The organism is Enterococcus sp. AZ015 (assembly GCF_050499225.1).
GTDB classification, from domain to species: Bacteria; Bacillota; Bacilli; order Lactobacillales; family Enterococcaceae; genus Enterococcus_D; species Enterococcus_D entomosocium.
The window spans coordinates 3,161,421-3,175,882 of the sequence record NZ_JBMHEX010000001.1; the positions used below are offsets into that span (position 1 = coordinate 3,161,421).

11 protein-coding genes are annotated in these 14,462 nt (G+C 45.7%); all 11 read right to left on the bottom strand.

The annotated features are described in order from the left end of the window. Nucleotides 1-2: 2 nt before the first annotated feature. Complete coding sequence (locus tag IGK85_RS14750; RefSeq protein WP_008379286.1) at nucleotides 3-1,508, bottom strand: phosphoglucomutase; 1,506 nt, start codon at nucleotides 1,506-1,508, stop codon at nucleotides 3-5. Nucleotides 1,509-1,611: 103 nt separating this feature from the next. Continuing rightward, entirely contained in the window at nucleotides 1,612-2,106 is a 495-nt protein-coding gene (locus IGK85_RS14755; RefSeq protein WP_008379284.1) for a methylated-DNA--[protein]-cysteine S-methyltransferase, read from the bottom strand. A 201-nt stretch (nucleotides 2,107-2,307) separates the two neighbouring features. Then, nucleotides 2,308-4,230, bottom strand: coding sequence for an ABC transporter ATP-binding protein (locus IGK85_RS14760; protein ID WP_429972332.1), 1,923 nt, complete (start codon nucleotides 4,228-4,230; stop codon nucleotides 2,308-2,310). Then, nucleotides 4,169-5,908: an ABC transporter ATP-binding protein gene (locus tag IGK85_RS14765; protein ID WP_008382065.1), complete on the bottom strand. Its 1,740-nt coding sequence runs from the start codon at nucleotides 5,906-5,908 to the stop codon at nucleotides 4,169-4,171. Before IGK85_RS14765 ends, IGK85_RS14760 begins: the two co-directional genes overlap by 62 nt. A 186-nt stretch (nucleotides 5,909-6,094) precedes the next feature. Continuing rightward, nucleotides 6,095-7,642: a PASTA domain-containing protein gene (locus IGK85_RS14770; protein ID WP_008382063.1), complete on the bottom strand. Its 1,548-nt coding sequence runs from the start codon at nucleotides 7,640-7,642 to the stop codon at nucleotides 6,095-6,097. Next, nucleotides 7,635-8,309 (bottom strand): ABC transporter ATP-binding protein, encoded by a 675-nt coding sequence (locus IGK85_RS14775; protein WP_005227776.1) that lies wholly within the window; start codon nucleotides 8,307-8,309, stop codon nucleotides 7,635-7,637. Before IGK85_RS14775 ends, IGK85_RS14770 begins: the two co-directional genes overlap by 8 nt. A 12-nt stretch (nucleotides 8,310-8,321) precedes the next feature. Next, a complete protein-coding gene (locus tag IGK85_RS14780; RefSeq protein WP_081487954.1) occupies nucleotides 8,322-9,872 on the bottom strand; it encodes an ABC transporter permease in 1,551 nt (516 codons plus the stop codon). A 313-nt stretch (nucleotides 9,873-10,185) separates the two neighbouring features. Beyond that, nucleotides 10,186-10,632: a D-aminoacyl-tRNA deacylase gene (dtd, locus tag IGK85_RS14785; RefSeq protein ID WP_008382058.1), complete on the bottom strand. Its 447-nt coding sequence runs from the start codon at nucleotides 10,630-10,632 to the stop codon at nucleotides 10,186-10,188. A 6-nt stretch (nucleotides 10,633-10,638) separates the two neighbouring features. Continuing rightward, nucleotides 10,639-12,849: a RelA/SpoT family protein gene (locus IGK85_RS14790; protein WP_005233463.1), complete on the bottom strand. Its 2,211-nt coding sequence runs from the start codon at nucleotides 12,847-12,849 to the stop codon at nucleotides 10,639-10,641. A 187-nt stretch (nucleotides 12,850-13,036) separates the two neighbouring features. Then, on the bottom strand, nucleotides 13,037-13,702 hold the full coding sequence (locus tag IGK85_RS14795) for a hypothetical protein (protein WP_008382055.1): 666 nt from the start codon (nucleotides 13,700-13,702) through the stop codon (nucleotides 13,037-13,039). 4 nt (nucleotides 13,703-13,706) lie between these two features. Next, the gene (locus IGK85_RS14800; protein ID WP_008382053.1) at nucleotides 13,707-14,462 is read right to left on the bottom strand and encodes a 16S rRNA (uracil(1498)-N(3))-methyltransferase; all 756 of its coding nucleotides are present in this window, start codon (nucleotides 14,460-14,462) and stop codon (nucleotides 13,707-13,709) included.

A 14,462-nucleotide genomic window follows, 5' to 3' on the forward strand; every position in this document is an offset into this window, starting at 1 on the left:
CTTCAAATTTTTGGTTGCTGTGCTAAAAACTGTGTCAGTTTACTTTGATCGATGGCTTCATACTGCGATAGGAAGCGACCGATTGCTTGAACGACTGCCGGTAGATGACCCGCTTCATCATTTTCGATCTGCAGCACCAGCAGTGGTTCGTGCAAGCTCATTCGCAGCAAGAACCAGCCTTGGCCATAGGGCGCTGTCAAGTTGATGCGAATGCCTTCCTCATTTTCTGGATCGATCTGCCAGCCTGGCAGCAAATGATCGGCTAAATCCGCGATCACTTGGCGACCATAGTCTTGATAGTCGGCTTTTTGGATCGCAAAGCGCAATTCTTGGGTCTCGGCGGGTTGTTGCAACGCCGCGATCAGCTCATCCAGTGTCGTGCCTTGCTGTTGCAATTGTGGCAGCATCATCAAGAGCTTGGCGATCACGTACGCCCCGTCATCTAAAAAGAAATTTTCTTTAAACGCGGCATGCCCGCTGGTTTCGATGGCTAACTGTGTGTCCAGTCCTGCTTCATTCAATTCAATCGCTTTGTTGATCACATTGCGGTAGCCAGAAATATAGCGTACTTGCTGCCCTCCCAGTGCTTCGATAAAGGTTTTTAAATGATTAGAGGTTGGTGAATTAGTGACGATACGCGTGCCAGGGTGTTCCGCTAAGATGATCTTGCTTAATACAGCAATCATATTGTTGCGGTTCAAGGGCTCACCGCTTTTGGTCACGACAGCCGAGCGGTCGACATCGGTATCGAAAATAATGCCTAGATCGGCTTGTTCTCGTAAGACGGCTTCACGAATACTTGCCATCGCCTCTTTATTGTCTGGATTAGGGATATGATTGGGAAAATGCCCATCCGGTTCTAAAAATTGCGAGCCATTCGTATCTGCCCCTAGCGGCAGCAACACTTTTTCAGCAAAAAAGCCGCCGGCACCATTGCCTGCATCAACAATGATCTTTAATCCAGCCAAAGGTTTTTCCTCATTGGTTCCCATCCCTTGGCGAATTTTTTGCAGTAGATCTTGGGCATAAGGCGTCAGCAGGTCTTTTTGCTGATAGCTTCCTTTTTCCGCTGCCTCATGAACGGTAGTGTGGGTCAAAATATAGTGGATATCCGTTTTTTCGGCACCACCTTGGCGGCTGAAAATTTTTATTCCATTAAAGTAATAAGGCAAATGACTCGCTGTCAGCATCACACCAGCATCACAGTCGAAATCCGCAAACTGTGTGCTCATAAACATGGCTGGTGTCGTTGCCAAGCCACAATCGATCACTGCCACGCCTTCTTGCTGCAGCTGTGCCATCAACACTTCTTGCAGTGCTTCGCCACTCAAGCGACTGTCACGACCGACTGCCACGCGAAAAGGTCCGCTGCCCTTTGTTGCCAACCAGTTGCGCAAGCCCGAAGCAACTTGCCAAACCGCTTGCTCCGTCAGCGTCACCTGTTCTTTTTCTGTTGCGATCGCAATCCCTCGAATATCAGAACCATTTTGCAAATCAACGATGTTCATTTCCTCCACCCCTTCTTGTAACCGGAATCAATTTTATTATACCAGAGAAAAAAGGAAATGAAATTGCTTTTTAGTATTTTTTACTATAAATAGTTTACTTTCCTTATTCTTTAAACGGAATCCCTTCCAGTTGCAGTAGTCGGCGTTTGGTTGCTACCCCACCCCGATACCCCGTTAAGCGGCCGTTTTTTCCTAACACCCGATGACAAGGAACCACGATCATCATCGGGTTACGCCCCACTGCATTTGCGACAGCGCGGACAGCAGTCGGTCGTTGAATGCGCAGCGCCAAGTCACTATACGTAGTGGTTTGTCCATAAGGAATTTGGGTCAGTGCTTGCCAAACGGTTTGTTGAAACGGTGTCCCTACAAAATCAAACGCAAAAGTAAACGTCACTGGTTCCCCTGCAAAATAAGCTTGCAGCTGCGTTTCAATTACTGGATCAAGGTCAGCTATACTACTGATTTCAGCCAATGGAAAGAATTTGAGTAATTCATGATGATCCTGCTGCCGACCAAAATACACTAGCCCTTTTTCCGATTGGACCACCTCATACCATTCTTCGTCTAAAACGATCTTTGCCAATGCTAGTTTCATATTTTCACCTCGTGGAATCCATTTTCCGCAGCACAACTGCTTACGTGCTGCCGCCGTTCTACGGCTGTCTCAGTGACAGTATACCATTTTTTCGAGCTGCGCAAAAAAACCGACTGGCTTACTGCCAATCGGTCGTTGCAAACAAGGGGAAAATAGGCAGATCGCCAGTCGCTGCAGCTTCAAGCCGTAGCAATGGCAGAATCAATCCAATTCGATTTTCCCAGTATATAGCTGATAATAGGTGCCTTTTTCTGCCAACAGCGTTTCATGGGTCCCCCGCTCAATGATACGGCCATGATCCATCACCATGATGGCATCGGAGTTTTGGATTGTAGACAATCGATGGGCGATCACAAACACGGTCCGTCCAGACATCAAACGATCCATCCCTGATTGGACGATACGCTCTGTACGGGTATCGATGCTTGAGGTGGCTTCGTCTAAGATCATCACTGGCGGATCAGCGATCGCTGCGCGAGCAATTGCCAACAGCTGCCGTTGACCTTGGGAAAGCCCTTCGCCATCGCCCGTGATCACGGTGTCGTATTTTTCTGGCAAATGGTTGATAAACATGTCGGCATTGGCTAGTTTCGCTGCTGCCAGCACTTCTTCATCACTAGCATCCAGTTTTCCGAAGCGAATATTCTCGCGAATCGTTCCAGTAAACAAATGGGTGTCTTGCAAAACGATTCCTAATGAGCGACGGAGGGATTCCAGATGGATTTTTTCAATATTGATACCATCATAGCGAATCTTCCCGTCTTGGATGTTGTAGAACCGATTGATCAGATTGGTAATCGTTGTCTTACCAGCACCTGTTGCACCAACAAAGGCAACTTTTTGCCCAGGCTCTGCATACAGATTGATCTCATGTAAGGCCAGTTGATTATCGACATAGCCGAAATCAACATCTTCAAACCGCACGTCTCCCGTCACTTCCGTATAGGTAATGGTTCCATCCTCGTGGGGATGTTTCCACGCCCACGTGCCTGTTCGTTCTTTGGTTTCAACTAGTTGACCTTGCGACCATTTGGCATTGACCAGTGTGACGTAGCCATGATCGATTTCTGGCGTTTCATCTAATAGGTTGAAAATTCGCTCAGCACCGGCTAATGCCATGATCACAAAGTTGATTTGTTGTGATACTTGGCTGATAGGGCCATTCAATGAACGGCTCAGTTGCAAGAAAGAAGCGATCATCCCGACCGTCAGTCCAGAAACACCATTGATGGCAAACAGGCCACCAATGATGGCGATCAAGACATATTGGACATTTAGTAAGTTCATCATGATCGGCATCAAGGTATTGGCATTGACATTGGCTTTAGTGGCACTTTCTTGCAGTTGATCATTTAAGGCATCAAATTCTTCCATGACGATTTTTTCATGATTGAAGATTTTGACGACTTTTTGTCCGTGCATCATTTCTTCGATATACCCGTTGACAGCGCCTAAATCTCGTTGCTGTGCGCCAAAGAAGCGGCCGCTGCGGCGAGAAATGATGCGGATCACATTCAGCATCAAAATAACCGACAGCATCACGAACAGAGTCAATGGAACACTGATGGAGAACATGGCGATAAAGACAGAACAAAAGGTTACCGCCGCCATCATCAAGTTTGGAATACTTTGGGAGATCATTTGACGCAACGTGTCCGTATCGTTGGTAAAGTGACTCATGATGTCGCCATCTGAGCGGGCATCAAAGTAGCCGACTGGTAGAGACTGCATATGTGTAAACATTTGGTCACGGATTTTTTTCTGCGTGCCCTCACTGATCTTGACCATCATAAAGTTATAGATCAGTGCGGCCAAGATCCCAATCAGGTAGATGATCGCCATTTGGACGATCGCCCGAAACAAGCCGCCAAAATCAGGATTGGCTTGCCCTAAAAGCGGTGTGATATGATCGTCGATCACGACTTGTAAAAACAACGAACCACGAACGTTGGCAAAAGCACTTAACAAGATCATAACAACGACGAATAGGAGTTGTCCTTTGTAGTCGCCAAACATCGTTCGCAATAAACGTTTTAATGTGCGCTTGGGATTTGCTGCTTGTCTATTCTTCACCTTCACCAAATCCTTTCTGCTGCGAATGGTACACTTCTTGATAGATGGCATTGTTTGCCAACAATTCTTCGTGGGTACCGATGCCATTGATTTTGCCATCATCCATTACGATGATCCGGTCGGCGTCTTCGATCGAATTGATCCGTTGGGAAATAATGATCGTCGTCGTTCCCGGAATTTCTCGTTTCAAGCCTTCGCGGATACTGCGATCGGTTTTGGTGTCGACGGCACTAGTAGAATCATCGAGAATCAAGATTTTCGGTTTCTTTAATAAGGCGCGAGCAATCGTCAACCGTTGTTTTTGCCCACCGGAAACATTGTTCCCTCCTTGTGAGATCTGCGTTTCATATTTATCAGGAAACTCTTGAATGAAGGGATCGGCTTGTGCAATCGTCGCCACGCGCTGGATCTCTTCATCCGACGCCTCTTCATTGCCCCAACGTAAATTGTCGTTGATGGTGCCGCTAAAGAGTACATTGTTTTGCAAGACCATACTTACTTGGTCCCGCAATGCTTCTAAATCATAGTCGCGAACATCATGACCGCCGACGATGACACGCCCTTCAATCACATCATATAAGCGCGGGATCAGCTGGACGAGGGTGGATTTCCCGCTCCCGGTTCCACCAATGATCCCAATGACTTCACCGGATTCGATGCGTAGATTCGCATCGGTCAGCGCCAACTTGTTTTTGTCATTGGCGTAACTAAAGCCGACATTTTCAAAAATGATGGAGCCGTCTTTGATTTCTTTGACTGGCTCGTCGGGATTTTTCAAGTCACTTTCTTCATCTAATACTTCCACGACCCGTTCTGCCGACGTTCGTGCGATCAAAATCTGCACGAAAGCCATCGACATCATCATCAAGCTCATCAAAATCTGCATCGTGTAGTTGAACATGCTGACTAATTCACCAGTCGTCAGGCTACTTTGTTCCACGATCAACTGGGCACCAAACCATGACAAGAGCAACATACATGTATAGACTGCAAATTGCATCAATGGCATGTTAAAAGAGACGATTCGTTGCGCAAGAGTGAAATTCCGATAAACATCGGTGGACACTTCGCCAAACAGTTCTTCTTGTTGTTCTTCCCGGACATACGATTTCACGACGCGAACCCCTTGTAGATTCTCTTGCACCACATTATTCAAGCGGTCATAAATGCGGAATACTTTTAGAAATAGCGGGTGGGCAAAACGAATCACTAAGGCAAGGCCAATCGCTAAGATCGGTAAAACAACTAAGTAGATCGTCATAAGTTCTGGGCTGATGGTGCTAACCATTGCAAGTGAGAAAATCAGAACTAACGGACTGCGGACCAGAATACGAATAATCATTTGATACGCATTTTGGACGTTGGTCACGTCAGTGGTCAAGCGGGTGATCAAACTGGAGGAAGAAAAGCGGTCAATGTTTGAAAAGGAAAAATCTTGGATTCGGCGAAACAGATTGTGCCGCAGGTTGCGGGCAAAACCAGCCGAAGCGATCGCTGCCGTTCGTCCGCCAAGCGTTCCTAAAAGTAATGCGATCAAGGAACATAAAAAAAGCAAGCCGCCATCTCTTAGAATCACACCGGCGTCTCCTTTTTCGATCCCTTGGTCGATCATCATTGCCATGATCAGGGGCATAATGACATCTAAGGCAACCTCTCCTGCTACATACACAGGGGTCAGCAAGCTGTCCTTCTTATAGCTGCCAACATTCGCGAGTAATTTTTTTATCATTTGTTTCGTCCCTTCTATAGATGGCACTGCGGAGCCATTTTTTCTCGTTACCATCAAGTTTACTTTATCGATCCAGCGATTTCAAGCGGCTCGCTCGTGTTTTTTTTACAATTAGTAAGTAAAAACACCCTTCCAAGGAAGGGTGCTTACCTTTTGATGCTGTGTGAAAAAGTGTCGGTTGCGAGATTATTCGGCAGCAGATGAACTAGCGGTACTGACCGGTTCATCCGCCTCCCCGCCATCCTCTGCCGGCGGTGTTTGGGTACTGCCTTGCAGATTGCCGCGGCTGATACCGATGGTGATCCACGTTTCTAGGGGAATGAACTCGCCGTAGCGGCTCATTTCAACGACGGTTCCTTTTGGTTCCGCCGAATCGACATAGTAGATTTCGTAATAGACATTGGCGCCTTTTGATTTATATTCATCAAAGAATAGTTTTGGCAAGTCGCCTTCCGTTGCTTGGAAACGGATGTCTTTCAAATACGGTCTACCTAATGAGTAGACGACTTTGACAGTTGGCAAAGTATCGCTTTCGCTGTACTCTTTGCCCGCTTCCTCCGACTGACTCAAGAAACTACCATACGCCACTTGATCGGAATAGACCGTGCTGACTTGCAGCGGGATTTTTGATTCTAGTCCTTGGGCTTCTTCGATCGTGTATTGTGAAAAATCTGGAACGGTCAAAGCTTGGCCTTTTGAGACCTTCACCACAAATTCTTCTTTTTTCGCAAGTTTGCTGCCTTTGACTGGTTCTTGTGAAACGACCAGATCCAGGGCGACACTGTCAGAAAAGACGGTTTCTTCTTTGTATTTCAAGTCATTCTTTTTCGCCCATTCAGAAGCTTCACTTTTGGCTTTGCCTGTAAAATCAGGTACTTCAATATTTTTTTCAAAGACTTCTTTGCCCTTTGAATAGTAGACACTCAAACGGTCTTTGCGTTTGTATTCGGCTAAATCAAGCTCTTTGTTGGCCGCCTCTTGTTTGATAAAAGCTTCTGCTGCTACATTGTCGTCAAATTGTTCGATCAAAGAGAGGTTTTCGGCTTTATTGCTAGCGATCCAATCTTTTGCTTCGGTCACTTGCATCGCTGAAAAATCCGGTAGCTCTAAGCGTTCTTCAGGATCAGGCCCGAGACTCGCCGTCAGTGTCAGTGTGGCACCCTTCTTGATTTTTTTCTCAGGGTCGACACTTTGGTCGATTACTTGGTTGACGTCTTTGTCAAAGTCATATTCTTGCTCCACTTTGATAGCGACGCCTTCTTCCATGCCCCACGTCCGCGCTTCTGACAGATCTTGGGCAGTGAAATCCGGCACCTTCACATGGGTCATCTGATAATAGACGATCCCGATCACGGCAACCGCCAAGGCGGTCAGTAAAGCAATCAGCAAGATTTTTTTCTGCTGACGCTTTTTGTAGGTCGGATCAAATTCCGTTTCTTCTTTACCAAAACGGCTGACTGGTTCCTTTGATGCTACCTTCTCAGTCGCAGAACTCGCCGCTTTTGCTTCAGTCGTCTGTGTTTGTTGACGGGCTGCCGAGCGACTCATCGGCTCACTAGCTGTCGGCTCTTCTGATTGGTGAACCGTCGTTGGCTCCGCTGGTTTGCTCGCTTGCTCCGCGCCTCTTGCATTTTGATCTCCGACAGGTTCGCTAGTTTTTTTCTCGCTATTGCCAGCGGATTTCTTTTTGCCATCATAGTTGTCCGGGCTAAAATTTGATAAAAAATCACTCATGTTTACTCAACACACCTTTACGTAAATACAAGACTTCATCCGCTTGTTGAGCGATCTCGTTAGCGTGGGTCACGACGATCACACATTTGTTGTGGACGTGTGCCAGCTCCTTAAAGATATCGATGATCTCTTGTTCCATTTCTTCATCCAAATTCCCGGTTGGTTCGTCCGCTAAAATGATATCGACATTGGTGGCTAACGCCCGGGCGATCGCTACCCGCTGTTGTTCTCCACCAGATAATTGATTGACGAGCCGATCGGCTTTTTCTTTGGTGATGCCTATATAATCCAGCAAATTGTATGCCACTTCTCGCTGATTGTCTGGCAGCTGATTTTTCGTGATCGCCATCGGCACTAAGACATTTTCAACTGCACTCAAATAGGGAATCAGATTATAGCTTTGGAAAATGATACTGATGTCGTCGCGGCGATAATTTTCATGCCCAATTTTTTCGATATCGGTGCCTTCATAAAGTACTTGACCGCTTTTCGGACTATCCAACGCACTGATCAAGGATAAAAACGTCGTTTTTCCTGAACCAGATTGCCCTAAGATGGCATAGAAAGTCCCTTTTTCAAAAGAAACAGAGGTCTCTTTCAGTATATAGCGGCGCTGATCGCCGTCTTGGTAATAGTAATCGACTGCTTTGGTTTCTAATAAAGTCATCGTTGGTTCCTCCTACATCATGATTTTCTTTGGATTCAAGCGTAAAATATACAACAGCGGTAAAATAGCTGAGAACAAGACGGTTCCTAAACCTAACAGCAGATACGTAATGATGTAGCCTGCTGAGAAGGACACTTGATAGGCATTCTTGATATCCATGTAATCAATATCAGCTGCCATCAAACCGCCAGAATAAACACCGCCCATATCATTTTGATTGCTCATCCAATCGTTTTGCATCAAGGTATTTGAAACGGCACCACCTAATAAGTTCCCGGTCACTAAGGACAATAGCAGTGCGGCTAAACTAACCAGCAAGACTTCAATCACGATCTGTCCAATGACTTTCCCACGGCTTTCCCCTAAGGAGAGATAGATGCCCAATTCTTGTTTCCGATCTCGTAAGAAAAGCAAGACCACTAAGGAAATAATAAAGATGGTTGCGATCGACGCAATGATCACGATGTAATTTGCGATCACCCCTAACCGAGTAAAGCCACCGGCGATCTGCTCGTATTGATCCGTATTAGCAATGACACGATAATATTGGGGCAATAACGCACCGGCTTCTTGTTTAAAGGCTTCGACGTCATCCGTTGAATTTAGGACAAAGATCGGTTGATAATAGGCGTCTGACTCTTCTTCGATCACTTCTTGACCCCAAAGTTTTTCAGACTGCAATTTGTTAAAATCTTGCACTAAATTATTGCTAGCATAAAAGGTATTGATTTGTTCCATCACTTGCCATACCTGATCACTATTTTGTGAATCACTTTGATCTGATGAACTACTTTGATTGCTTTGATCCTTTTTAATTACAGAAAAGATCCCTGCAATGGTCACGGGATAATCAAAGGTCGCGACACGATTGCCACTCTCAGCCGTTTCGTCCGTCACATCCTCACTATCATCACTTACTCCCTCACTTGAACCACCTTCCATCATGACTTCTGCCCGTGTATCCCATACCAATTGATCACCGACACTCAGGTTATTCAATTCTGCGATCTCTTTACTGATCAATACCGCGTTCGTCAATTCACTGACATCTTTTTCTGTCAATCCCTCGCCTTCCTCCAAGCGAATCAAGCCTTCTTGCATGTCTAATGGCTCAACCAAATTTCCGCCCTTCAAAGAGAAGTAGTTGCCACCCATGCCGACCGATCCATCCTCTGGCGTATAGGCTTTCAATTTTGTTGTTTCTAACCACGCTTGATTTTGGTAATCAAAATATTTCACATAGCTTAATTGACCGATTTGCTCATAAAGATCCAGCGCTGGTGGTTTCGGATAAAAATCTTCTTGTGACTGCTCTTCCTCCGAAGCATCCGCATGGTCTTTTTCAAAACCTTCCCAATCCATTTCCACCGTAGCTACGTTCCCCATTTTGCGTTTCGTCTCTCGCTCCACGTTGGCAGTGGATTGTTGAATTGCTACAGCACCAGCGATCACATTGCCTAAAATAAATAGAACTAAAAATAAAATAAATGATTTCCCTTTTCTTCTGGTGATACTCTTTAATGCACGCTGCCAAAAGTTCATTGTTATTTCCTCCAGTGACATTATTTTTTAACAATTATTCCATACTTCTCCCTCAAGAACAATCGCAATAAAGGATCGTTTTTCGAATTTAAAATATTAAAAAACGGGTGAAAAAGATATTTCCATTTAATAACCCTTATAAAAGAACAAGAAAAAGATGTTAAATAACAAATAAAAGAATGGAATTTTTGCTAACAGTTTTGTAAGATTTCCCGATTTCAACTTAGATTTCACTTGGATTCCATCAAAAATGCTTAGCGCTTTCGAGAGTATAAAAAAAACGAAGGAATTCTCCCACTCTTTTCCAGCGAGAAAATCCTTCGTTTTGTATTCCCTATTTTTCTTTCGTATCGATCACGATCGTCACCGGGCCATCATTGACCAAGGCGACTTGCATATCTGCGCCAAATTTTCCAGTAGCAACAGTGATGCCTTCGGCTTGTAAACCTTCATTAAAGGCTTCGTAAAGCGGGGTCGCAATACTTGGCGGTGCCGCTTGAATGAAACTAGGGCGATTGCCTTTCTTGGTCTCCCCATAAAGGGTGAACTGTGAAATACTCAAGACCGCGCCGTTTATGCTTTCCAGTGACCGATTCATTTTGCCCTCTTCGTCTTCAAAAACCCGCAGATTTTTGATTTTTCTTACGAGATAAGCCACATCGTCGCCTGTATCCTCATGGGTGATCCCCAACAAAACCATGAACCCTTGTTGGATCGCACCGACGATATTGTCCTCAATCGACACGCTTGCTTGACTGACTCGCTGGATCACTGCCCGCATTCTTTCTCACCCCTTCGTACGTCTGACGCTGTAAACATCTGGAATCTGCTTGATTTTATCAACGATCGATTTCAAATGAGTCAAATTCTGAATCGCCACCGTGATACGGATCGTTGCCATTTTGTCTTTATTGGTTTTGGCTTCGACACTCACTAAGCGTTTCGTGACGCTATTGACCGTCTGCAAGACATCGTTGAGCAACCCAGACCGATCATAGCCATAGATCTCAAGATCGGCATCGTATTCTTTGTTGATGTCGGTAGCATCTTCCCACTCAACATCGATCAAACGGTTCGCTGCCTCTTTGTTTTGAACATTGGGGCAATCGCTGCGGTGGATCGAGATTCCCCGCCCTTTAGTAATATAGCCGACGATCGAATCCCCAGGAACCGGATTGCAGCAGCGGGAGATGCGGATCAACAAGTTATCGACCCCTTCAATGACAATGCCGCCTTCGTGACGAACCTTCATTTTTTCTGGTTCTTTTTTCGCCGGTTGATTGATCATCTCTTGGACTTGCTGCTTTTGCTTCTCGATTTGTTTCTCGCGCCGTTCTTCTTCGGTCAAACGGTTGGCTAAGGTCGTGGGACTGACTTCCCCATAGCCGACAGAGGCAAACAGGTCATCTTCTGTTTGATAATTGAATCGTTCGCAAGCTTCCGCCATTTTGCTTTTCGTCAAGAATTCTTTTGGCACAAAGCCCATATCTTGTAAGGTACGAACCACTGCCTCATGTCCTTTGATGATATTCTCATCACGATCTTGGGCTTTAAAAAATCGTTTGATTTTGTTCTTCGCTTTGCTGGTAGCCACTAGTTTGACCCAGTCGCGGCTTGGCCCAAAGGAATTCGGTGATGTCAGAATCTCAATAATGTCGCCATTTTTCAGCTTATAGTCTAATTGGACCATTTTGCCGTTGACCTTGGCACCAGTAGTTTTGTTGCCGATGTCGGTATGGATGCTATAGGCAAAATCCAGTGGACTGGAGCCTTGAGGCAACTCCGTCACATCACCTTTTGGCGTAAATACATAGACTTTGTCGCTGAAAATGTCCCCTTTGACACCTTCCATAAATTCAGAAGCATCATAGCTTTCATCTTGCAGTTCCAAGATTTCACGGAACCAGCCAACTTGTTGGGTCATCTTGTCGGCTCGGACTTTTTCGGTCTTGCCTTCTTTATAGGCCCAGTGCGCAGCAACCCCAAATTCAGCGATCTCATGCATTTCATGGGTCCGAATTTGGATCTCGACAGGATTGCCTTTGGGACCAATGACCGTCGTATGCAGCGATTGGTACATGTTGGCTTTTGGCATAGCGATATAGTCCTTGAACCGCCCAGGCATTGGTTTCCATTTTGTATGGATCGTTCCCAAAACCGCATAACAATCTTTGATGGAGTCAACGATCACTCGGATCGCCAACAAATCATAAATTTCATTGAACTGTTTCTTTTGGTCTTTCATTTTGCGATAGATCGAGTAAATATGCTTTGGTCGACCATAGATCTCAGCATAGATATCTAGTTCCTCCGTAGCGATCCGAATCTCTTCCACGGTTTCGGAAACGTAGGATTCCCGTTCTTCTCGTTTGGTCTGCATCAAATGCACGATTCGGTAATATTGCTGTGGATTCAAGTAACGCAAAGAAATATCTTCTAGTTCCCATTTGATTCGGCTGATCCCTAAACGATGAGCTAATGGGGCATAGATTTCCATCGTTTCTTGGGCGATGCGGCGTTGTTTGTCTTCCCGCAGATGTTTCAACGTACGCATATTATGTAAACGGTCAGCCAGTTTGACCATGATGACCCGTAAATCTTGCGCCATGGCGATCAACATTTTCCGATGATTTTCTGCTAATTGTTCTTCATGAGATTTGTACTTGATCTTACCCAGCTTGGTCACGCCATCCACTAGCATCGCTACATCGGCACCGAATTCTTCTTTCAGATCGGCTAACGTCACATCGGTATCTTCGACGACATCATGCAAAAAACCTGTTGCAACTGTATGAGGGTCCATCTGCAATTCTGCCAAGATCCCCGCAACTTGGATTGGATGAATAATGTACGGCTCGCCGGATTTACGGAATTGTTCTTTATGGGCTTCTGTCGCGTAATCTAATGCTTTTTGGACAAAGGCAACATGTTCTTCACTCATATAATGAGCGACCAATTTGATGACATTGGGCCCGGTCAATATAACTTCTTTTGCCATTCATTCCGCCTCCTGCTCTTCTTTTTTGTGCTATCAAAAAGGCAGACAGAAGTCGCTGTTAACGTTTCGTCACGCACCCAAAGCCTTGCGGACAAACGTTCTAAGCATGGGACTCCTGTCTAACCTGCAGTTCTTATTTTTTAGTATTATTATACAAATTTTTCAGCTATTTTTCAATCGCTGTTGTTCAAAGCACATCGGGTGCCGGCTGGTCCTTAAGCAATTCTTCAAAAACATGATACGAGAGCCCGATTTTCTCAGCGCCAGCAGCCTGTAGTGATTGCATAGCTTGTTCATCTATTGTGTCAGGATTGATCTGGATCGACAGTTGACTGCCACCATCTAAGGAAAACAAGCTCACGTCGTGCAATGCTTCTGCTAGTGGTTGTTTTTGTCCTAACACGATCTTTGGCCATGCTTCTTCTTTCAAGCGTTGTGCCACTTGGATCTTCGTCAATTCATTCATGATCTCGGTTTGCACAGCTAAGCGGATCTCCCCTCCTGTCAAGGTCAAGGAGCGAATCGTTTCAGTCAATTCCGCAAAGCCACGATCATTTTCCATGAAGGAAGAAGCCGGTAGCCAGACTTCCAAAAAATCGGCACCTTCCATAAACGCCCGACCGATTTCAAACGCTACCTTTGCCAGTGTTCCTTGGGCAAGGGGGTAATCGATCACTGCGCCGATTTGTAAGGAAGAGCCTTGTGCCAAGATTTTCGCCCGCCGAATGGCACTAGGCAAAACGACGACTTCCTTTAAAGCCGTTTTATATTGATTGATAAAATCCTTCAAGACCCAGTCGGTCAGATCGGCCGTCAACAAACGGACACTGATTGCTTCTTGGTTCTTATTCATCAACTCACATCCTCTTTAATTCCGTTAGCACACTGACAGCACTTAAAAAATAAAACGGTGCTGTTTCTGTTCGTAAAATCCGAGGGCCTAACCCGCATAATTTAGCGTTGTTTTCCTGGGCTCCTTCGATTTCGGAGGGGGTCAGACCGCCTTCTGGGCCAAAGATCGCTAAAACTTTGCTACCAACGGGCAATTCGGTGATCACTTGCAGCAGCATCGCTACTTCTCCTTGCTTGGCTGATTCTTCATAAGCCACTAGGACCGCATCGTACTGACTGAGGCTTTGCCAAAATGCTTTGGCGTTATCCAGTAGTGTGATGGCTGGTGCGATCTGCCGTTGGGATTGCTCCGCCGCTTCTTGGGCGATTTTTTGCAGCCGCTGCTGCTTTTTCTGTAACTTCTTTTGATCCCATTTCACGACCGAAGTTTGCGCAGGAAAACCGATAAATGCTGCCGCCCCAAGTTCCGTGCCTTTTTGAACGATCAAGTCCAGCTTGTCGCCTTTCGGGTAGCCGCTAGCGATCGTGACCTGCAGCGGCAATTCCTTGTCCTGCTGTTCTTTTTCGACTTCCTCTAAGTAAACCGTTTCTTCATCGGCCTCTTTGATCTTGGCGATGATCGCCAAATGATCCTCAAAAACTAAACCGACTTTCGTGCCGGGAGTCATGCGCATCACTCGGATCATATGGTGGAAGGGTTCTCCCGAAACGGCAAACACCGCTTTTGCTTCATAAGGCTCCTGTAAAAAATATCGCTGCAT